Annotated in this window: 19 protein-coding genes and 10 tRNA genes; 2 read left to right on the forward strand and 27 right to left on the reverse strand. The window is 23.5% G+C overall.

Annotated features, from left to right (window positions below; all coding sequences use genetic code 4):
• Positions 1 to 193 precede the first annotated feature (193 nt).
• The 5 genes from ACXX89_RS00005 to ACXX89_RS00025 all read right to left on the reverse strand — a co-directional run bounded on the left by ACXX89_RS00005 (position 194) and on the right by ACXX89_RS00025 (position 5590).
• Positions 194 to 3079, reverse strand: coding sequence for a lysylphosphatidylglycerol synthase domain-containing protein (locus ACXX89_RS00005; RefSeq protein ID WP_458557202.1), 2886 nt, complete (start codon positions 3077 to 3079; stop codon positions 194 to 196).
• Positions 3080 to 3091: 12 nt separating this feature from the next.
• Positions 3092 to 3688, reverse strand: coding sequence for an SMC-Scp complex subunit ScpB (gene scpB / locus ACXX89_RS00010; protein WP_458557203.1), 597 nt, complete (start codon positions 3686 to 3688; stop codon positions 3092 to 3094).
• On the reverse strand, positions 3678 to 4508 hold the full coding sequence (locus ACXX89_RS00015; RefSeq protein WP_458557204.1) for a segregation/condensation protein A: 831 nt from the start codon (positions 4506 to 4508) through the stop codon (positions 3678 to 3680). The genes scpB and ACXX89_RS00015 overlap by 11 nt, the downstream gene beginning before the upstream one ends.
• Positions 4508 to 5212, reverse strand: coding sequence for a lysophospholipid acyltransferase family protein (locus tag ACXX89_RS00020; RefSeq protein ID WP_436358476.1), 705 nt, complete (start codon positions 5210 to 5212; stop codon positions 4508 to 4510). The genes ACXX89_RS00015 and ACXX89_RS00020 overlap by 1 nt, the downstream gene beginning before the upstream one ends.
• A gap of 81 nt (positions 5213 to 5293) precedes the next feature.
• Positions 5294 to 5590: a 4'-phosphopantetheinyl transferase superfamily protein gene (locus ACXX89_RS00025; RefSeq protein ID WP_458557205.1), complete on the reverse strand. Its 297-nt coding sequence runs from the start codon at positions 5588 to 5590 to the stop codon at positions 5294 to 5296.
• A gap of 102 nt (positions 5591 to 5692) precedes the next feature.
• Between ACXX89_RS00025 and recU the strand changes: the two genes are divergently transcribed.
• Entirely contained in the window at positions 5693 to 6181 is a 489-nt protein-coding gene (gene recU, locus ACXX89_RS00030; protein WP_458557206.1) for a Holliday junction resolvase RecU, read from the forward strand.
• Here recU and ACXX89_RS00035 read toward each other — a convergent pair.
• From ACXX89_RS00035 to ACXX89_RS00085, 11 genes are all read right to left on the reverse strand, one after another.
• Positions 6174 to 6458, reverse strand: a complete 285-nt coding sequence (locus tag ACXX89_RS00035; RefSeq protein WP_458557207.1) for an HU family DNA-binding protein — start codon at positions 6456 to 6458, stop codon at positions 6174 to 6176. The two genes, recU and ACXX89_RS00035, sit on opposite strands and share 8 nt — an antisense overlap.
• Positions 6458 to 7765, reverse strand: a complete 1308-nt coding sequence (gene der, locus ACXX89_RS00040; RefSeq protein WP_458557208.1) for a ribosome biogenesis GTPase Der — start codon at positions 7763 to 7765, stop codon at positions 6458 to 6460. Before der ends, ACXX89_RS00035 begins: the two co-directional genes overlap by 1 nt.
• Positions 7758 to 8864: a (d)CMP kinase gene (gene cmk / locus ACXX89_RS00045; RefSeq protein ID WP_458557209.1), complete on the reverse strand. Its 1107-nt coding sequence runs from the start codon at positions 8862 to 8864 to the stop codon at positions 7758 to 7760. The genes der and cmk overlap by 8 nt, the downstream gene beginning before the upstream one ends.
• A gap of 39 nt (positions 8865 to 8903) precedes the next feature.
• On the reverse strand, positions 8904 to 9791 hold the full coding sequence (locus ACXX89_RS00050) for a DnaA ATPase domain-containing protein (RefSeq protein ID WP_458557210.1): 888 nt from the start codon (positions 9789 to 9791) through the stop codon (positions 8904 to 8906).
• 18 nt (positions 9792 to 9809) lie between these two features.
• A complete protein-coding gene (locus ACXX89_RS00055; RefSeq protein ID WP_458557211.1) occupies positions 9810 to 10730 on the reverse strand; it encodes a DnaD domain protein in 921 nt (306 codons plus the stop codon).
• Positions 10731 to 10776: 46 nt separating this feature from the next.
• Positions 10777 to 11325 (reverse strand): dephospho-CoA kinase, encoded by a 549-nt coding sequence (gene coaE, locus ACXX89_RS00060; protein WP_458557212.1) that lies wholly within the window; start codon positions 11323 to 11325, stop codon positions 10777 to 10779.
• Between the two features lies 1 nt (position 11326).
• The gene (locus tag ACXX89_RS00065) at positions 11327 to 12190 is read right to left on the reverse strand and encodes a 5'-3' exonuclease (protein ID WP_458557213.1); all 864 of its coding nucleotides are present in this window, start codon (positions 12188 to 12190) and stop codon (positions 11327 to 11329) included.
• Positions 12183 to 15110, reverse strand: a complete 2928-nt coding sequence (gene dnaE / locus ACXX89_RS00070) for a DNA polymerase III subunit alpha (RefSeq protein ID WP_458557214.1) — start codon at positions 15108 to 15110, stop codon at positions 12183 to 12185. Before dnaE ends, ACXX89_RS00065 begins: the two co-directional genes overlap by 8 nt.
• 83 nt (positions 15111 to 15193) lie before the next feature.
• A tRNA-Arg gene (locus ACXX89_RS00075) sits at positions 15194 to 15270 on the reverse strand.
• Positions 15271 to 15274: 4 nt separating this feature from the next.
• A tRNA-Cys gene (locus ACXX89_RS00080) sits at positions 15275 to 15349 on the reverse strand.
• Between the two features lie 37 nt (positions 15350 to 15386).
• A complete protein-coding gene (locus ACXX89_RS00085; protein WP_458557215.1) occupies positions 15387 to 16178 on the reverse strand; it encodes an HAD-IIB family hydrolase in 792 nt (263 codons plus the stop codon).
• 71 nt (positions 16179 to 16249) lie between these two features.
• Here ACXX89_RS00085 and ACXX89_RS00090 point away from each other — a divergent pair, with 71 nt between their 5' ends.
• Positions 16250 to 17248 carry a hypothetical protein gene (locus tag ACXX89_RS00090; RefSeq protein ID WP_458557216.1) on the forward strand — a complete coding sequence of 333 codons (999 nt, stop codon included), beginning with the start codon at positions 16250 to 16252 and terminating at the stop codon, positions 17246 to 17248.
• 196 nt (positions 17249 to 17444) lie between these two features.
• Here ACXX89_RS00090 and ACXX89_RS00095 read toward each other — a convergent pair.
• The 11 genes from ACXX89_RS00095 to tsaB all read right to left on the reverse strand — a co-directional run bounded on the left by ACXX89_RS00095 (position 17445) and on the right by tsaB (position 22233).
• Positions 17445 to 17520, reverse strand: a tRNA-Phe gene (locus ACXX89_RS00095).
• A 1-nt stretch (position 17521) separates the two neighbouring features.
• Positions 17522 to 17598, reverse strand: a tRNA-Asp gene (locus tag ACXX89_RS00100).
• A 2-nt stretch (positions 17599 to 17600) separates the two neighbouring features.
• Positions 17601 to 17676 (reverse strand) — tRNA-Met (locus ACXX89_RS00105).
• A gap of 65 nt (positions 17677 to 17741) precedes the next feature.
• Positions 17742 to 17832, reverse strand: a tRNA-Ser gene (locus tag ACXX89_RS00110).
• 1 nt (position 17833) lies between these two features.
• Positions 17834 to 17910, reverse strand: a tRNA-Ile gene (locus ACXX89_RS00115).
• Positions 17911 to 17935: 25 nt separating this feature from the next.
• Positions 17936 to 18012: transfer RNA gene (locus tag ACXX89_RS00120), tRNA-Met, on the reverse strand.
• A gap of 1 nt (position 18013) precedes the next feature.
• Positions 18014 to 18090: transfer RNA gene (locus tag ACXX89_RS00125), tRNA-Ala, on the reverse strand.
• A 1-nt stretch (position 18091) separates the two neighbouring features.
• Positions 18092 to 18168: transfer RNA gene (locus ACXX89_RS00130), tRNA-Pro, on the reverse strand.
• 130 nt (positions 18169 to 18298) lie between these two features.
• Positions 18299 to 19903, reverse strand: a complete 1605-nt coding sequence (locus ACXX89_RS00135; protein WP_458557217.1) for an ATP-binding cassette domain-containing protein — start codon at positions 19901 to 19903, stop codon at positions 18299 to 18301.
• A complete protein-coding gene (locus ACXX89_RS00140; RefSeq protein WP_458557218.1) occupies positions 19896 to 21470 on the reverse strand; it encodes an ATP-binding cassette domain-containing protein in 1575 nt (524 codons plus the stop codon). The genes ACXX89_RS00135 and ACXX89_RS00140 overlap by 8 nt, the downstream gene beginning before the upstream one ends.
• Before the next feature lie 223 nt (positions 21471 to 21693).
• Positions 21694 to 22233 carry a tRNA (adenosine(37)-N6)-threonylcarbamoyltransferase complex dimerization subunit type 1 TsaB gene (tsaB, locus tag ACXX89_RS00145; RefSeq protein ID WP_458557219.1) on the reverse strand — a complete coding sequence of 180 codons (540 nt, stop codon included), beginning with the start codon at positions 22231 to 22233 and terminating at the stop codon, positions 21694 to 21696.

Here is a 22233-nt window from a genome sequence, read left to right on the forward strand (position 1 = left end):
AATTTTACCAGTGATATCACTGGTAAAATGTGTCCCAATAAATTGTCCCACTTTATAAAATTAAAGTTAACATCTTATTAATGAATATTTAAATAAATAGTTCATTACACTTAATTATCTAAATTTAGATAATGAAAAACCCCATTGACGCACAATGAGGTTTTTTTATTATTTTTGATTATTTTCTCTTTATTTAATGAAAAAATATAATAGATAAAATGGATATTGAAAAAACTATTCAAATAATTAAAGCATTTTTAAAATAAATTGTTTTTGTTTTTTTGTAGTTTTTAGATAAATTGGAATCAATACTAATAAGTGATTCAATATTTTTATATTTATCTACTCTTTTTTCTCCTAAATAAAGTGTTAATAACATTAATCCAGATAAAATATTAGGCACTAATCAGTAGAAAATTTTAAGTGAAAAACTAAATATTTTTAGATTGTTTTCTAAATCAATAACATTTTTGTCAACAAAAATATTTTTAAAAATTACTAATAATAATCAATCAGATGTACCTATTCCGCCAGGTGTTGGAGAAAGGTTATTGGCTGTATTTACAAGAGCACTTCCTGCTAAAAAATTTAAGAATCAATACATAAATTGACCTGGTGTATTATATACTTCAAGTATTTTAGGTTGAATTATTAAAGCAATAAAAATAGCACCATTTAATACGAAATTTAAAATTTTATATAAAAATATACACTCTAAAAATAATTTAATATCTTTAAAGACATTTTTAATATTGTTTTTAAATTCGGAGAATTTATTTTCTAAAACTATTTTTTTTCTATCTAAATTACTAAAATAATATAAAGGATGAAGTTTATGAAAGAAAATGATAACTCTTATAATAAAGTGTTGAACTGGTTTAACAACTGAAATTAGTAAAATAATAAAAAATAAAACAATATTTAATAATATTCCTAAAATTAAAGAAATAAAAGTTATTATTTTTTTAGCATCTATATCAACTAAAAGAGTATCTCTATATAAATAAAAACCTAATGGGATAAAAATAAAAGAAGTTATTAAAATGGATATTTGTTGAAATAGCGATGATAAAGCAAAAGCAGAAGCTAAATGTGATTTATTATACCCTTTTTTCTGTAAATATCAATATGAAGATAAATCACCACCAAAAGCAAATGGAGTAATATTTTGAACAATAGTTCCTATAAAAATTGCTAAATATAAATGTTTAAACTTAACTTTTGTTCCTTGTTTTTTAAGTATTCTATAGATCATAAACGTACTAAATAGATAATAAAATAAAAAGGATAAACCAATTGCAATACTAAAAAATCTATTTAAATAATTATTTAAAAATATGTTGTAAAAAATAACAAATATTCCTAAAACCCCTTCAGCATCGCTTTCTTTAGTTCTATAAATGGTTGAAAATAAAATTACAAAGATTACAAAGATTATTACTAAAAACGAAGCAAACTTAAAAATATTTTTAATCTTACTATTTATGTTTGTTTCTTTTAATGAAATAGAAAAATCTATGATTTCTTTTTTGATTTCATCTTCTTTTTTAATTATAGAATTAATTTCTTGTTTGTGCATAAAGGATGAAAAAGTAGAAAATTGTAGTAAATTTTGCACTTTATCAAAATAGAAATTAATAATGAATCCATTTTCGAAAGTTAATTTTATAGAAATTGTTCTTTTTGAAGAAAGATTTTCCTGCTTTTTAAGATCAAATTCTAAAATTTTATATTTAGAAATCATTTTTTCTCTTTTTATTTTTTTAACAAATTTTAAAAAGGAGTTAAAACTCATGACTATAGTTTGATTAAATCTTGAAACATTAATATCAATTTCTTTTTTTATATTTATAAGTGAATTGCAAATATCTTTTTTATTGTTTTTAAAATAATCAAAAACTTCTATATTAAATAAAATATCTGCTACATTTTCAAATCCAACTAAATCATTTTTATTGCTAAAATCTATTTTATAAATTTTAGTTCCATCATAAACAAAAACTAAGTTTTTAATCTTATTTTTGTTTTTAAACACAAAATCAGTTAAAGAAATTTCTTTTGGATTTTGTATAATATTAGTAATTCCTTTGTCTCTTAAAAGTCTTTGAAAAATAGATAATTTATCATCTAAAATATGAAATTCAACATTATTTAAACCGTTATTTTTATCACTGATATACTCAACAGTCAGTAAGTTAATATCATCTTGCGTTAATTCTATATATTTATTATTTAAATTTTTAACAAAGATATTTTTTGTTTGCTTTTGAATATTATTAAAAAACAGAATATCTCTTTTTTCTGTTTTTTCTTTTAATAATGTTTGTTTAATTTCTCTTTTTAAAGGAATTTCTTTACCGTTTAAAAAACCATTAAAATGTTTGATAGAAATATTTTTATATGGTAAAAATACAGATAAATCATCTTTTTTGTCAATAGAAATTAAATACTTATTATCAGAAAAAACGGTTTTGTTGCTTTTAATAATTCTTTTATCTAAAAAAACAATGCCTTCTTCTCTGTTTTGAACTTTATTAAAGGCTAAAGTATTAAATAGTTCTAGTTTATTTAAAAATTGTTCTTCTTTTTTTGTTAAGTTATCTCAAGTTCTTTTTTTGAAAACAATTTTATAAAAATCATTTTCTTTTAAAAATAAAATGGAGTAATCATAACTTTGCTTAAAGATTTCGTTTAATGCAAAATCTTTAGTTAAATTATTTTCTGCATTTAAAACTGTTATTTTATTGTTTTGATCGCTTGATAAGATTTTAATAAAAATTTCTGCAAAAGCATAATTGATATCATCGTGATCAAAATATATAAAAATTTTATGATTCTTATTTGGTAATTTTTGAAGCATATTTTTAAATAAAGTAGCTTTTAGAAAGACACTATTTTCATTAATTTCTTCTTCAGAATTACCTAATTTAGCTACGATTTCAGATGAAATTATATTTGCAGTTTTTAATTCATTTTCGGAAACAAAAAATTCTCCATCAGTTGCTAATGAATCCATTTTTTCTGTATTTTCTTCGTTTATATGATTAATTAAATGCTCGTTATTATTATCTATCGTCATTGTATCCTAAAATTATTTTTCTCTTTGTGAACCGAATAAATCAAAAGCTTCTTCTTCAACTTCTTCTATTTCATCGAATTCTCCAGATGATTCTACAAATTGATCAAATTCGTGAAATTTTGGTAAATCTTGAAGAGATTTTAATTTAAAATAATCGTAAAATCTATTTGTAATTCCATATAAAGTTGGTTGCCCAACAGTTGGTGAAACACCCACTTCTTCTATTATTCCTTTCATTAATAAGGAAGCAACAATTGCATCTGAAGCAACTCCACGAATGTCGCTAATCATTGATCTAGTTACTGGTTGTTTGTAAGCAACAATTGCTGCAGTTTCAATAGCTGCATTTGATAATTTGTGTCTTCTTGTAATTGTTACTAAATCAGAAATATATTCTTTAAATTCTTCTCTTGTAGCAAATTTAAAAACATCATTAAATTCAACTACAAAGATTCCACGTTCAAGTCTGTTAAAGTTATCTGCAAATCTTTTGAGCAAACTTCTTGCTTCATTAACTGTGTTTAACTTTAAAACTTGTTGTAATTGTTCAGAAGAAATCCCTTCTTCTCCTTGCATATAAATTAAAGCTTCAATTATTTTATTTTTCATAGTTTGGTCCTTTTTCTATTATTATTGTAGCAAATTGTTCTTCTTGTGTTAAGATAATTTCTTCTTTTCTACTCATATCTAATAATGCTATTAAAGTAATTACAAAGTGTTTTATGGAAGGTACTGAAAAGATCATTTCAAAAGTAACTTTTCCGTGTTTTGCAAATAACTCTCTTATCATTTTCATTTGATCGCCAGGAGTAACACTAACACTATCAATTTTAATTTGTCTTAATTTTTCAGCATGTAATCTTTCAAACATTAAAGTTAAAATTTGCGTTAATTTAGTTTTTGAAGAATTTCCATCCACTTGTGTTCTATCAATAGGTCTAACAAATTCTTCTAAATCATTTGCTTTTTTAATAAAAATATGAGATCTTTTTTCTTCTTGCTCTCTTAAAAGTTGGAAAATTGGTTTAAATTGTTGGTATTCAGCAAGTAATCTTAATAATTTTTCTTTATCTTCTTCTATTTCTTGTTTTATAACTTCATCTTTTTCTGCTAAAAGCATTTTCGCTTTTATTTGAATCAAAGTTGCTGCCATAACAAGATAATCAGTTGCTATTTCGAAGTGAGTATCCTTAATTCTATCAATAACTCTTAGATAGTCAGTAGCAAGTTCTGCTAAGTTTATTTCAAAAATATCTAAATTTTTCTCTTTTACTAAAGATAATAATAAATCTAATGGTCCACTAAAATTTTCAATATTTATATCAGCATCATTACTTTTTTCTGCTTCAATTTCTTTTTCAGGATTTTCTTCTATTTTCTCTATATTTTCTTTAGTTTTGTCTTTTAATTCATTCTCTAATTTTTCCATTATTTATCCTTTTTACTTCTTTTTTCTGGATCACTAACAATATATTTACTTTCTATTATATTTTTTACTCTTGCAGCTATTGCTTCATTTGATTGAGAACTAAAACTTAGTGGTTTTATTAAATTGTGGAATATAACTTCTACTTTTAATTTTCCTTTTCTTTTTGAATCAAACATTAGTCCACTATAATTAATAGTAATAGGTAAAATTGGTAAAAACATTTTTTTAGCTATTTTAAAAGCACCTGCTTTAAAATCTTGCATTTTACCATCCTTACTTCTGGTTCCTTCTGGAAAAATTATTCCTATAGTTTTATTGGTTTTAACAAAATTACCAAAATCATCTAAGGTTTTAAATGATTCTTTGATTTTAGAACGGTCAATAAAAAATGTATCAATTAAATTTAATATACTTCTAGAAACTCAATTTTTAGTAAGTTCTTTTTTAGCAAGAAAAGTTAATATTCTTCTTGGATCAGTTTTCAATTCAATATCTGATTGCAAAGCACTGAATAAAATAAAAGAATCCCCATTAGACAAGTGGTTAGCAACAGCAATAAAATTTTTATTAGTTAAATTTTCTTTGCCCTTTACCTCAATTTCAACATTGTATAATTTTAAAATTTTTTCTGCGTATTTTAAAATTAAATCGTTTCTAAATTGTGGTTTTAATTCAATTTTTCCTTTTTTATATTTTTTTGCCATTTTCCTAATTTTATTAAATCTATATAATCAAATAGGAGAAAACAGAATTTTTTTAAATTTTATATTCATAATAATATTCCTTTATTCTTTTTTAATTGCTACTGCAATAACTGTATCTTCATCATTTGAGGTTGATATTTCAAAATTTTGAAATTTATACTTTTTGTTTTCTTTATAAATATCAATTTGCTTAAAATTAAAATATTTATTATCTGCTTTAAAAATTGCTTCTTTAATTGCTCACCTTGTAGCTAAAAACTTTTCTTTATTTTCTGTTTTTACAAAAGAATTTCACTCATTTTCTGACAAAATTCTTTTTATAAAATTTTCTTTTTTTCCTTTAAATCTGGAAATTGAAATTATATCTACCCCAATCATATTTATAATTATACTTTTTTTTCGAAAAATAGGAAAAATATTGTATTTTTCTCATTTTTGTATTTTTTCTTACAAAAGTAGTAAAAAAAGGAAATAATAAGTATGCAAAACACTAAAAACAGAGGAATGATCTTAGAAAAAATAATTAATAATACTATTAAATTTTATTTAGAAAATAATATTGCTATTTTTCACAAAAAGAACTTGGATATTTCTTTTAAAAAAGTATCAAATAATAATGAGCTGGAAAATGCAATTATTTCTAAAAAAAGTACTGTTGATTATTATGGTATTTATAAAGGTTTTTTTATTTGTTTTGAAGCTAAAAGCACAAATGAAAATTACTTACCTAAACAAAACATAAAAGATCATCAATTAAAATATTTAAAAAACATTAATGCACATGGTGGTATTAGTTTCTTTATAATATTATTTAAACACTTAGAAAGATTTTTCCTTATTTCAGCAAATAAAATTGATTTAAATAGTGAACAATCAATAAATATTGATTTTTTATCAAAAGAAGGGATTGAAATAGAATTAATGTATCCAGGAATTATTGATTTTGCACCATTTATTGAATCTATTTAATATTATTTAATATAGATTCTTTAAAATGTTTTGCTGGTTTAAATTTTGGAATTTTTTTCGGTTCAACCATATATTTTTCTTTGGTTTTTCAATAAATTGTTTCTCTCGCCTTTTGAGTTGTTATACAAAAAGTTCCAAATTTTGGAATCAAAATTTCTTCTTCTTCATTTAATTTTTCCATAACTAAATTAATAAAGGAGTCTAAAAACAAATCACAATATCTTATATTTAATTTAGTTCTTTGTGAAAGTTCTACTAAAATTTCTTTTCTTTTCATTATTTATTCTCACCTTTGTTTTTTAAAATTAATTTAATTGGTGTTCCTTTAAAATTAAAATATTGTCTAAGTTGATTCTCGATATATCTTAAATAAGTAAAATGAGCATAATCTTTATTATTAACAAAAAGTAAAAAAGTTGGAATAGGTCCTTCTACTTGTTTTATAAAGGAAATTTCCAGTCTTTTTCCTTTTAACGATGGAGCAGGTTGACTTATTTGAATTTCCATTAACACTTCATTTAAAAGGTTTGCTGGAATTTTTCTTTGTAAATTTTCTTTTACATGAAGAATTTCTTCTTTTAATTTTTCTAATCTATTTTTGTATAAAGCAGAAATAAATACAACAGAAGCTCAATCTAAAAATTTATAATTTTTTCTAAGTTTTTTCTCAAAATTTACCATAGTATTTGTTTCTTTTACAACCAAATCTCATTTATTTACAACAATAATTATTGGTTTATTTTCTTCAAATGCATAACCAGCAAGTCTTGAATCAAAGTGACTTAATTCTTGCGTTGCATCAATTATAATTAAAGATAAATTACTTTCTGATAAGGAATTCATAGCTCTCATCAAGGCATAATGATCAACCGATTCAACTAATTTAGATTTTCTTGTTATTCCAGCTGTATCAATAATTTCAAATTCTTGATTATCAATAGTCAAAAAAGAAGATATAGAATCCCTTGTAGTACCAGCAATTGGAGAAACAATAGATCTGTTTTCATTAAGAAGGGAATTTAGCAATGATGATTTACCAGCATTTGGTTTACCTATTATTGAAAGTTTAAATTTATCCGATTTTTCTGTATTTTCGAAATTTAAATGAGCAATTACTTCATCTAATAAATCTCCTATACCTTCACTATGCATAGCTGAAAGTGGAAAATATTTTTCAAAACCGAGTTTGTAAATTGAATAATCAAATTCTTTGTTTCCTTCTAATTTATTACATGCAACAAGAATTTTTTTTCCACTTTTTCTAAGCAAATTTACTACAAAAAAATCATCTTTATCTACTTCATTTCTTCCATCGAGCATCAAAATAATTAAATCAGCTTCTTCTATAGCTATTTGTGCTTGAATTCTGATTTGCTCTTGAAAAATTCTTTCTTCAACTTCTATTCCACCTGTATCAATTATTTTAAATTTCTTTCCTGTTCATTCAGCTTCTTCATAAAGTCTATCTCTAGTTACACCGGGTTGATCATGAACTATTGATACACGTTTTCCTATTAATTTGTTAAAAAAAGTTGATTTACCAACATTAGGTTTTCCTACAATTGCAACTATGTTCTTACTCATTTTTCATCCTTTGCTCAACTAATTTTGAAATTTCTTCAACAACTTCTTCAAGAGTTAGTTCAGAAGAATCGATTAAAACAGCATCTTCAGTTTTGTGTAAAGGGTCATTTTCTCTATTCATATCTTGAAAATCACGATCTTCAATCTCTTTTTTAAGTTTTTCAAAATCTATTTCAAATCCCATTTCTTTATTTTGTTTCATTCTTCTTAATGCTCGAACTTCTGCAGAAGCTCATAAAAATATTTTTAACTCAGCATTAGGTAAAATAACAAATGTTGTATCTCTACCATCCATTATTACACCTTTTTCTTTACTTGAATAATCTTGTAAAAATTTTACAATTTGCTTTCTTATTTCTTTATATCTAGCAATATTACTTGCTCCTCATGAAATAATATCTTGTCTTAAATCATTAGAATTAATTAGTTTATTTTCTAAATATAAATTACCTTTCTGATCTAAATGTAATTTTTCTATATTTCAATTTTCTAATACAAATTTTTCATCTGATATTTGAGAAAAATTATTTTCTCCCAATTTATGTAAAAAATACAAAGAAATTGCTCTATAAAATGATCCAGAATTAATAAATTTTAAGTTATATTTTTTAGCAAGTAGTTCGGAAACACTGGATTTACCAACCCCCGAAGGTCCATCGATAGCTATATTTATTTTTTTCATTTCTATCCTTTCATTTTCAATATTAATTGACTCAACGTGTTGAATCTCTTCATCGAAAATATGTGAATCTATATTTATGTTTTCTAAAAATGTAATTCTTTCTTTTTTTTCATTTAAAAAAGCATTTAATTCATTTACCTTATTATTTAAAAAATTAAAATTTAAACTTATTTTTTTGTCATCTTCTAAATTATTATTTGCTTCTTTTTCTCTATCTAAATTTTCTAAAATTAAAAAATCATCTATTTTTAATGTGCTTTTTTTATTAAAATTTTCTACTATTTTTTTAATTTTATAATAATTTTTCTTAAGTTTTACATCTTTTTCTAAAAGAGCAAAATAAAAAAAAGAGTATCCATTAATAGAATCTCTATATTTTTTTCATTTTTGTCTTCTATTTTCTTTATTTTCATTCATAATTTTAATTAAATTATAAATGAAAATAAGAATATTTTTTTATTTATTTCTTAAATTTTTTCCAAAAATTTTATACTCTTCAGTAAGCCCTTTTATTCTTTCTATGAATCTTGTAACTTTAAATTCTTCGTCTTCTTTTTTGTTGTTATCTACAAAAGAGTCTAAATAAATTTTTTTAAGTTCCAATAAAGAATAATTAGAACTAAAAAAGGTTATTTTTAAATTTTCTAAACGATAATTTAAAATTTCATATAAAACTGAATCTCTAAACCACATTGATTTTTTTTCTAAACCAAAATCATCTAAAAATAATTTATCTACCTTTTTTAATTTTTCTAAAATTTCATTTAAATTTAATGTTTTAGAAGTTATTTTGTTATTTAAATAAGTTTGGAAAATAGGGATATTTAAAAAAATTATAGAATTGTTTTTTTTAGCAAAATGCACTGATGTAGCTTGTAAAAATTTTGTTTTTCCTACTCCCATATCCCCATAAAAATAAAATCCGTGCTCTAAATTTTTATATTTTTCTATCACTTTTAAAAATCTTGAATTAATTTTTGCATCTTTTTGTTGATTTTGTTTTAAAAGAGTTTTTAAGTCTAAATCAACATCAAAACTAAAAATTTCTGTTAATCAAAAATTTTGTTTATATTTTTCTTTTTTTCTTTTTTCAGATAAAATAAATACTTTTTTCAAAGTTCCTGTTTCAGTTCTTACAATTGAAACTTCAAAATTTTCATTTTTTTCTAAAACTTGAATAAATAAATCTAAATTTTTTTCAATTTCTTGATCTAAAATTGAATATTGTTCAATTATTTCAGATGTTTTACTATTTCTTTTTATTTCTTGAATTATTAGTTGTTTCTTTTTATCAATTATTTCTTTTTCTTGTTCACTAGAAAAGATGTCTAAATTTAATTTCATTTTATATCATTCTCTTTTCTATAAAAAATCTAATATTTTTTCTAATTCATTGTCTGAAACTTCTTTTTCTTTGTTTTTGAATGAATTACTAGAACCATTGATTTCTTCTTCATCTAAATCTAAAATATTAGTTTGGGAACTCTTTTTAAAAGAAAGAGCATCTTCTAATTCATTTTTAATATCCTTTGCTTCTGTTATTTCTTTTTTTAGTAAATCAGATATTATAGTAATAAAATACTTTCTATTTATTTTGCTATTAACTTCATAACAAAAACTTAATACTTCGTTAATAGATTCTTGACTCATATGAACTAAAAATTTATCAATTTCTTTCACCAAAGAAGGTTTTACAGATTTTTTAGTTAAAAAATTTAAATATCTTTCAGTATTAAAAGTTTCTTTAGCAGTTGAATTGTCATTAACCTTAGTTAATTCAATTTCTACAGTATTTGATATTTTTTGTTCGTCTATTTTGAAAACTTCTAAAAAACTTGTACTAATGTCTTCATAATCATCAGTATTAGTTAATTTAACTTCAAATTTATTTATTAATTTTTCTAATTTTTTTTGTCCTATTTTTTTCTCTATTTCATTTAAAAATAATTTATTCTTTAAAATAGTCTCAACTTCTAAAGGTTTTTTTAATAAAAAAATGTATTCATCTAAATTTTCTGAATAGTAGGTTCTAATTAAACCAACAGCTTCTAAAAATTGTTTACTTTTTTTGAACTTATCTTCTTTCATATTTAATTCAATAATAAATTCTTCAATTTCAAAAAATAGAGAACTTAAAGATAAGTTTGCTTTAACTTTATTATGTAAAAAACTAAACAAAAATACAGCTTTTGCCCCAATAATAGGTAAGTAAAAATTCTCTATGATTTCCATATCATAATCTGTTATTCTTTTTTCTAATTCTAATTTATATTTGCTTTTCATTTTACTCCCTAAAATTTTGTTTTTTTATTTAAGTGAAATTATTTTATTATAGTATTTTTAAAGTTGTAAAAAAATCTTCAAAAAAGTTTTCTTTTTCTATATCTTCTCACAAAATGTTAACAACTTTTTTACCTATTTTTCCATTATTTAGGAAATTATTTAATTCAGAATTTTTTTTATTCACACCTTTTTTTTCAATATTTTTTTGTCTTTTTTCTTCGGTTGTTTCAATATTTAAAATTTGTGAAAAAAAACGAAGAAAATTTGCATTTTTAGTAAATAAATTTGGTATTTCAACAAAATCATATTTATACTTACTTAAATGTTCTTCAAGCACTGGATAAACTAGTTGTTCTAATTTATTTATATTGTTTTTATTGGCAAGAATAAAATTTCTAATTTTCTCTTTATTTACTTCATCATTTTTAATAAAATCTTTTCCTAATTTTTCTTTAATTATAGAAACACAAATTCCGTTTTTTGCATAACATTCTTTATAAAAATCATCAGTGTATAAAACTTTATAACCATATTTTTCTATTTTTTTTAAAAAGGTTGTTTTTCCAGAACCATATTTTCCAATTACCGCTATCATTTTAAAAATTGTCTATTTTCTTTTCTAAATTTTTTAATTCTAAATATTCTAAAATGTTTACTAATTCTTTTGTTCTTTTAAATTTAAAAGTTGTACTTTCTATTGTGTGTTTAGTTGTTGCTTGGTCGTTTAATTTTACAATTTCTCTATATAAATAAACATTTTCTTTAGCTACAAGCAATTTTTCTTTTAAAGAATCTGAAACCTCTTCAATTCTTCTATAAATATTGTCAATATTACTAAATTTATTTAATAGTTTTTTAGCAGTTTTTTCTCCTATACCTTCAACACCTTTAATATTGTCAGATTGATCACCAGCAAGTGCTTTAAAATCAATAACTTGTCTTGGATCCATTTCTTCATAAATATAAAAGTTTTTTCTTGTTTTTAGTGTATATTCTTCTCTTCTTTTGTTCAATACTGATACATGATCATCTACCAATTGTAATAAATCTTTATCTTCTGAAAATACTATAATTTCATTTTCATTTTCTGAAAATCTTTTTGCTAATGTAGCGATTAAATCATCTGCTTCAAAAGTTGGAATGTTTTCAAAAACTATATTCATTTCAGTTAATATTTTTTTAATTCAATCAAATTGAATTCAAAGTTCTTCAGGTGCCTGTTTTCTTCCATCTTTATAATCAGCAAGCATGTGGTGTCTTTTTGTTTTTTGAGCAGAATCAAAAGCTAGATATAAACAATCTGGATCGATGTAGTCAATAACATTTAATAATGTGTAAAAGAAAGCGTTGATTGCCGATGTAGGAACACCATCTTTATTATTTAAATTGTTGTAAATTGTTCCGTAAAATGACTTAAAAAGTAGTAAATTAGCATCCACTAATAATATTTTTTTATTCATATAACTCCTTTATAATAGATGAAATTTTAAAATCATCATTTTCTTTTTTTAATATTTCAAATTCATAATAATGATTGATTTTTAGTTCTTTAATTTTTTCTCATTCTTTTCAAAAAATTAATATTTCAATTATTTTTGAACTATCTTTAAGAGTAATTTTTCCCATTTCATTCTTGTTTTTATCATAGAAAGTAGATTTAGAAACTACTTTTAAAGCTAAAATGTGTTTAGTTCCTTTGTGAATATCTGCAAGTTTGATTTTTCCTTCAAACTTACTAGCTTTTTCTTTTGTAAAAGTCATTCCAAGATAAGACAACTCTCTATTTTGAATTAATTCTATTTTAGCATTATCCAATTCTATTTTTATATCATTTTGTAAAAATTCATTTTTGGTTTTTTCATAAATTTCTTGGTTTAAAGAAAAATCATCACCTTTTTTTTCTACGATTATATCTATATATAAAGAAATTTGGTTATATTTTTCTTCAAGTTCAAAGATATTTCCAAATTCTCTCAAAGTATTTGAAAAAATTAAAGTTTTAATAATTGAATCGGTAATTTTGTTTATTTTCATTTTTAAACAAAAATCAAAAAATGAAGTAAATTGACCTTTTGATCTTATTTCGATAATTTTTTGTGTTGCGATAATGCCTAGACCTTTAATCATAATAAAAGGCAAAATTAATTTATTTTCCAATATAACACAACTATTTAAAGAACTGTTTATTTGGGGAGATTCAATTTCAAATTTTAAATTTTGAGCTTCTAAAACATATTTTTTAATTGTTTCATGGGAACCGCTTGCATTATTAATTAAAGCAGCATAAAAATATTGAGTATATTTACTTTTTAAATAAGCCATTTTATATGCTAAAACAGCATAAGCTACTGCGTGAGCTTTGTTAAATCCGTATTCTGCGAATTTTTCTATTTGAGAAAAAACTTTTTCAATAATTTCTAAAGAATAATTATTTGAAAGTGCTCCAGAATAAAATTTTTCTTTTAATTCTTCCATATAATGAATATCTTTTTTAGAAATTGCTCGTCTTAAAATGTCTGCATCAGCAAAATCCATTTTAGCAACAGTTTGAGCTATTTGCATAATTTGCTCTTGGTATATGATAATTCCATATGTGCTTTTTAAAATTTGGTCAAAATCATTAGAGATAATTGGAATTTCTTCTAAACCTTTTTTTCTTTTAGCATAAGTATCAATATTTTTTATTGGTCCTGGTCTAAAAAGAGAGATTATAGCAGCAACATCATCAATGGAAGTAACGGAAATTTTTTTCAAAGTTTCTTTCATTCCTGGCGATTCAAGTTGAAAAACACCGTTTGTTTGTGCTTTTGAAAGTAATAAATTAGTATTTAAGTCATATGTTGGAATATTTTCAATTTTGATTTGCAATCCTGTTTTTGCCTTTACAAGTTCAATCACATCTTGAATAACGCTTAAGTTTTTTAAACCTAATAAATCAATTTTTAATAATCCAAATTTTTCAAGATACTCCATAGGAAATTGAGTTTCTAAAAAATTATTATCTGTATATAAAGTTGGAACTACTGTTTCAATTTCTTTGTCACTAATAACAACTCCAGCAGCATGTGTTCCATGTTGTCGTGGAAGTCCTTCTATTTCTTTAGCTATTTCAAAAACTTCTAAATATAAAGGATTTGAGTTAATTTTTGCTTTGAATTTAGGTATTTTTTCATATGCTTGTTTTAATGAAAAATCATTTGGAATTAATTTGGAAATTTCATTAACTTCTGAAACAGAAATTTTTTTAACTCTCGCAACATCTCTAAATGCCATTTTAGCTCCAAGAGTTTGGAAAGTTGTAATTAGTGCTACATTTTTTTTGCCATATTTATTAATTAAATAATGAATTAATTCTTCTCTTCTTGTATCTTGAATATCTATATCTATATCTGGCATTGTTACTCTTTTTGGATTTAAAAATCTTTCAAAATATAAGTCATATTTCAGCGGATTTATTTCTGTTATGTCTAAAATATATGAAATAAGGGATCCTGATACTGAACCTCTTCCTGGTCCAATAAAAATATTCTCTTCTTTTGCTCACTTAATTAAATCTCAAATGATTAAAAAATAATCTGAAAAACCGAGTTCATTAATAATTTCTAACTCTTTTTTTATTCTTGGTAAACTATCAGCAAATTTTTTTAATTCATCACTTTTAGCATTAGCTTTTTCTTTAATAATATCCATTAAATATTCTTTAGAATCTAAATTTTTATCATTTTTAAATTTAGGTAAAGGATTTAGTTGTGTTGGAAAAATTATATTAATATCATCTATAATTTTTTCTATATTTTTATTGTTTTTTTCATTTATTTCATCCTGCTCACACAAAGCAAAGAAATCATTTTTTATTTCTTTATTATTAATTGAAAAAAGTGTAGATAAAACATCTCTATCTTTTTCTAAAAATAGGCGATTTTCCTTTATAAAAACAGTTTTTTCATCATTTATTTCCTTACTATTTTTGTAGAAGTTAACGATATTTGGAACTTCTTTATTTGTTGCATAAAAACCATAATCAAAATGGTCAATAACTATCAAATTTTCATCATCTAAATCAGAAATAAAAATCTCTTTTTTTGCAAAAAATTCAGAACTTAATTTACTTAATTTTAAGTAACCTTTATAATTTTTAGCAAAAATTAAAAATCTATATTTTTCTACATCTAAATCTATTCCAATTATGGGTTTTAAATTATTTTTTTGACACTCATCAATTAATTTTGCTACTCCAAACATATTATTTCTATCACAAATAGATGCATAAGAAAAATTATTTTCTTTAGCAAAATAAATAAGTTTATCTATTGTAATTGTTGATTCCAAAAAAGAATATTCAGTAATATTATGTAATTTATAATTATATTTTATTTTCATTTCCATAATTTAATTATATAGAAAAACAAATAAGAAAAAAGGAAACTTTTTTAAAAATTTCCTTTATGGTCAATAAGATGATTTGGCGCGCCCGAGAGGAGTCGAACCCCTAACCTTTTGGGCCGTAACCAAACACTCTGTCCAGTTGAGCTACGGGCGCAATTTGGAGGCACCAACCGGATTCGAACCGGTAATCAGGGTGTTGCAGACCCATGCCTTGGCCGTTTGGCTATGGTGCCTTGTATAATTACATATTTAATTATACAATAAATTTGTTTATTTAAATGATTTTAGTATTTTTGATACTCCGCCGTTCTGTTTTCTCGGTCCTACGACATCCGCAATTTCTTGCAACCTTTTAGAACCACTTTTCATTGCTACTAAAGTACCTACAATATTTTTTGTTGTAGAATCGTTCATAGAATCGCCAATGTGCATTGATTCTTTTAAATCAATATTTAAAAATTCTGCTATGGTTTTTGCTGCTTCTCCTTTTGAACAATCATGTCTTGTAATTTCAATTGCGTAATTTTTACCCACAATTCTTGCGTCTATTTGGTTATGAAATTTAGTTGTTAAATCATTAAATAAATTTTTAATTTTCTTTTTTGAATGTCCTATTACAAGAATTTTATTTGATTCTTTGATTTCAAACTCTTCATAGTCTTTATGACTAAAGTGAGAAAATAAAGAATATATTTTGTTTCAAAAACCACGTCCATAAACTATTGATCCAGGATTTGCAACAAAAGTAAGTTTTTGATTAATTACTTCATCCAAAATTTGTTTAATTACTTCTTGAGAAATTTTATAGTTTTGAATTTCCTTAAAATTTTTGTCAAGTATAATGGAACCGTTTTGACATACTATAAATTTAGCATTAACTGATTTAGCTATTTTTTCTACTTCATGATTAAAGGTTCTACCTGTTGAAATAACAACAGGATATTGTTTTGAATATTCTAAAACAGCATCTTTATTTTTTTCACTCATTTTAGCTCAAACACCTATACCTTTATCTAAAAGTGTTCCATCTAAATCTAAAAATAATAATTTTGGAAATTTCATAGGTTAATTATACTTGTTTAATTAAAAAATATGCTAAAATTTATAATTAATTTTAATGTAGAAAGGAAAATATGTTCCCATATAAAGCTGAGTCTTTTAATGGAAATATTGATTTAGCAATTTTTGTTAATCTATTAATATATATATCAATATTATTAATAGTACCAATTACAATGGTTTTACTAATTGCTAAATTAAAACCAACTATTAAAAGAAGTTCAAATATTTACTTATATGCCCTAAGTGCAGGAATGCTAATTATTATAGGAACAGTAGGATTTTTAAGAGAAGGTTTTGATACCATCGAACACAAAATTCATCATCAAGATGAATTGAAAGATTTTCTAAGTAAAAGTGTTTATAATGAACAATTATTGACTTTAGCAATAATTGGTTCAGGAGCAATTATTGGAATTGGTACTATTTTTATTGTTAGATATATTTTTGTGCGTTTTTTTGGTGTTTCTGATGTTCACAAAGACCATAATGAACATGGTCATAGCGACCACATTATAAACTTTAGTGATATCGATAATCCTAAATCTGCTTGATTAGCTATATTATTGCTTTTATCACATAGAACAATTGATGGATTTATTTTAGGAGCTACAGTTTCAAGAATAAGTGTAGGTGAAGATATTAATGTAGGTTTAATTGTTACATTTAACATTCACATTGTAATTGAGATTTTAATTGTTTATTATAGACAAGTACAATATGGTCAAACAATTAAAAAAGCAGTTATTTATAACTTATTAACTACTCTTTTATTAATTCCTATTATGACTATAGGAGCATTTATAAATAGACATTTACAAACAATTTGATGATTATTACCAATAATAAATGCTTCTGGTGGTTCTATTCTAACTTTTGTTGTTGTAATAGAACTTGTTCCGGAATTCATTCACTTGAGAAATGGTTCAAAAAAAGAATGATATTGATCATTAATATTCTTTGCTATTGGAATTATAGGAACTTTGATGATGCTTTCTTTCCACTCTCACGAAGCAACACATGTAGAAGAAGTGGTAGAAAATCATTCATTCATTAAGTTACTTTTAAAATAAGAAATATTTCAATCTATTAAGATTGATTTTTTTATTTTTATTAGTTTCTCAGTTTAGATAATTAAAAAACCGTTTATGCCTGTTTTATGGGGAAAAACGGTTTTTATTTATCTGATTTAATTACATTTTTATTTAATGATTCTTTTTAAAAAGAATAAAAAAAATCACCTTCAAAAGGTGAGGTCATTTTTTGAAATGGTGGCTCCGACAGGAATCGAACCAGTGACACACGGAGCTTCAATCCGTTGCTCTACCTACTGAGCTACAGAGCCATGGCGGTCCAGACGGGGATCGAACCCGCGATCTTCTCCGTGACAGGGAGACGTATTAAACCACTTTACCACTGAACCGTTGGTTGCGGAGATAGGACTCGAACCTATGGCCTTCGGGTTATGAGCCCGACGAGCTACCAACTGCTCCACTCCGCTATATAAATGTTGTAAATTGACAACATTGGAATTATTTTTAAGTTATTACCTTATTTAATAATAAATGGCGGGCAATGAGGGATTTGAACCCCCGCGGGCGGTGAAGCCCCTGCTAGTTTTCAAGACTAGTCCCTTCAGCCTCTTGGGTAATTGCCCATGGTGGACCCAACTGGACTCGAACCAGTGACCGACCGGTTATGAGCCGGTTGCTCTAACCAACTGAGCTATAGGTCCAAAATAAACCCGCTGGATTTCCATATGGTGGCTCCGAAGAGAGTCGAACTCTTGACCTTTCGGGTATGAACCGAACGCTCTAACCAACTGAGCTACAGAGCCATGGTGGAGAGGAAGGGAGTCGAACCCTCTACCTCCTGCGTGCAAGGCAGGCGCTCTAGCCAAGTGAGCTACCCCCCCATGGTGAAGAAGACAGGATTTGAACCTGCGACCACTACGACCCAAACGTAGCGCTCTGCCAAGCTGAGCTACTTCTCCGTTGAAAATTATAACATAAAATAAAAAAATCAAAATATTTTTTAATAATTTTTTTTAAATTTATTTTTAGAGATATATTTATTAAAAAAATAATAAGAAAAGAACACTTATTTTAGTGTTCTTGATTTTATTATATTTCATTTAAATTTATTATTTTATTAAATTTATTTAATTGTTTTGAATCTAAATGATGTGATACATAAATTAAAGTTTTATTGCTATCTAAAAATTTATTTAAAATTTGCTGTGCTAATTCTTTATTTAAATTAGATAATGATTCATCTAAAATAATAAAATCTTTATTAAAGTAAATTAATCTAGAAAGTGCAAGTCTTTGTTTTTGTCCTAAAGATAAAGATGTAAAACTATCAAAATCACTAGAAAATGCATTTGGCTCTAATTCTTTATTTAAACCCACAAATTCTAATGCTTCTTTTATTTTTTGCTCATCATTTTCAAGCAAGGAAACATTTTCAGAAACATTTTTGTCAAAAACAAAATTTTGATTATCCAAGTAAGAAATGGCATTTTTTATACTTTTGTCATTGAAATTTTTTATATCTTGGTTGTTAATAAGAACTTGTCCTTGGTAATTGTCTAAATCATTTAATAAAATGCTAAGAAGTGTTGATTTACCAGAACCAGAAGCACCAATTAATGCATATTTTTGCCCTTTAGAAAAGGTTTGATTGAAATCTTTAAAAATTACTTTATTATCAAAACTTAAATTTAAATTTTTAATTTCTATTTGCTCTATTGAATCGAGTTTTAATTGATTTTCTTCTTTTTCAAGATTTGTTTCTAAAAGTTTATAAATTTCTTTTGAAGCAACAAATTTTTTAAATTCAGAAATAAAATCTAAAAATTCAGTTTTAGAATTTTCAATAACTTTTTTAAAAATATAAATCATTCCTATACTTACAGAAGAATCATTTTTAAAATACATAAATACCAAAATAATTATTCCTATTATTTCACCTGCTTCAACAACAAATTGTGAAAGACTATTGTTAAAAATATTAAATCTTTCTCTTTTATAAGTTTTTAAATAATAATCTAAAATTTCTTTTTCTATAAAGGAATAAAGCATATTTTCTTTATTAGCATAATATAAAACAGTATATCTATCTATTCAATAAGTAAGTTTAGAAGATAGTTGATTAAAAGAAATTTGTTTTTGTTCTGTATACATTTTTGCTTTTTTAACTGAAATTAGATTTGGAATGGTGCTTAAAGTAAAAATTGCTAAAACTATTAATAAAATTACTCAATTAGTTATTCCAAAAAATAAGAAAATAAATAGTAAATTTACTAATATTGCAGTTAACTGTGCAAAAGGAATGATGGATTGATATGTAATTGCACTACCATTATTTATAATTGAATTAAAAGCTAAATCTGGACTATATTTTTTCATTCCTTTTGCATTAGTATTTAAAAAATCACTATAAAAGTTTTTAGAAATACTTTTTGCAACATAAAGCAATAGTTTATTGTGAAAAGTAAAGTAAAAATAATTACTTACTAATAAAACCACATTTGCTAAAATTAATATTATTATTAAGGTACCAAACGTTAAAAAAGGATCATTTTTAATAAATGATAAGGTTTTTAAAACACTATCAATTGCATAACCTTCAATAATTGAGAGAACCATTTCTATAACACTTATTAAAATAGAACAAATTAGAAAAACAAAAAAAGTAAATTTCATATTTTTTAATGTTTTATTCATTTTGATCTCCTTTTAGTTCAATAACGTGATCATAAAAGTCTGGATTTTTAAGATGATGTGTGCAATTTATAAATAGTAAATTAGGATTGTTTTTAAAAATATTTTCTAAAATTATTTTTGCATTTTTATCATCAATATTAGACATTGCTTCATCCAAAATTAATAAATCTGGGTTTTTAAAGAAATATCTTGCAATGTTAATTCTTTGTTTTTCTCCAACAGATAATTCGTCATCTTCTTTAAGTTCTCTATTTAAATCTAAATTTTCTAAATTTACTTTTAATAATGCTTGTTGAACTTTTTGCTCTTGATTCTCTTCTCAAAGAGAAATATTATTATAAACAGAATCAAAAAATAATTCTTCTCTATTAGATAAAAACATTAAATTTTCTTTTAAATTATTTATATTAATTTCTCTTAAATCTTTTCCATTTATACGGATATTTCCTTTATAATCATCAATTTGTTTTAATAAAATATTTAACAAGGTAGATTTTCCTGATCCGGATTTTCCTATAAGAGCATATTTTTTACCTTTTTTAAAAGTAAAATTAAAATTTTTGAAAATTTCTTTTTCTTCATAGTTAAAATCAAGAGATTCTACTTCGATTTTATCTATATTTTGTTTTACAATATTTTCTTTAGTAATTTCTTTTGCACCTGTAAATTCTTTAATATATTTTTTATAAGTTCCAAAATATTGAAGCAGCATAATTATTTCTCTAAAATTATGAGCAAATCCCATAAAGAAAGAAGGTATAACAAAAATGGTTCCCACAGGTTCATTTAAATAAAAAATAAAATAGCCTGTTATAAAAAGCAATAATATTGATGAAATAATTTGAAAAAAACTATTAATTAGTTCAAGTAAAATTACTTTAGATTTTTTAGTATTTATTTCTTTTATTCAATTATTCAAAATCGAATTAACCAATTTAATAATTTTTTCTTCTTTATTTAAATAATATAAAATTTTAAAACCATTGAAAACTGTCTGTAAAGAAGAAATAAGATTTTCTTGATTTACAACATATTTTTCATTAATTTTACCTGCTAAAATACTTAAAAATAAAGGAATTATAAACGCTAAAATTAAAACTGCAATTCCTATTAAAGCAAGTTTTCAACTTATAAAAAACATAATTATTAAAACTACAATATTAGTTAAAGTTTTTAAAAAACCTTCTAAGGAATGTTCAAAAACTAAACTAGTAATTTCAGGAATTCTTTCTTTAATTCAAATTAAATATTTTCCTTCTTTATTTTTCTCTATTTCATAATTAGAAATGGAAGAAATTTTTGTAATAGCATCTTTTGTTAATGTTTGATTTATTTTCATATTTAATTTATTTTTAAAAAATAAATAACAAAACGTTGAAATTACAAATAAAGATGATAAAATTGCATTTGCAATAATAAATTTATTATATTCTTCTCAATTTTTTTGTTCTATTGAATTTATTAAGTTTACCAAATATAAAACTAATAGAGATGAACTTAATATAGTAAATAAATAAAAAATTGTAAAAAATACGATTATTCATTTATTACTAAAATATTTTTTCATACAATAGTTTCCTTTCTTTTTTGACAAAAAATTACTTTTTCAAGTAATCATTTATTTTTAAATATAACATTATTAAAAAATTAATTTACTTGAAAAATGAAAAAATAATTACTAATATTTATAGTAATAATATTTTTAATTTTCTTAATAAAAATATTTCTTTTCATTTTTCCCTCTTTTTGTCTAATTTAATTTTAACACAAAAAGAAAAATTTTTGCCAGCTTAACCAATATGTGGTTTTTTTACATAAATTGGTTGAATTTCAAGTAAATTTTCTTCTAGTTTAAATAATTTTTGATAATCAAAAAAATTATTTATTACATCTAAATAATCAATTGCTCAGTTTTGATTTCTTTCAACCACTTCAATATCTGAAAGGATTTTCCCTTTTTGAACAAGTGCTTTATAAGAAGATTTACCACGAGCATCAATATATGCAATTTCTTTATTTTTTGTATGTAAAGACACTAAATTAAAACTAGAAGTTGTGTAAATATTAATGTTGCTTAATTGTGAAATGGTACGACAAAAAACTAAAGCTATCCTACTTCCTGTGAACGTTCCTGGACCTAAATTAATGTAAAAACTATTAATATTTTGTAAGCTAATATAATTTCTTTTTAAAAGGTTTTTAAAAACTAATGGCAATTTTTCTGATTTTTCTTTTAATTCAGTTTCTAATACATAATCAATAAGTTTGTATTGAGAATTAAAAAGAGCAACAACTAAATCATTTAATGTTGTATCTATAAAAATTTTCAT

The sequence above is a fragment of the Mycoplasma sp. 1012 genome, assembly GCF_054343455.1.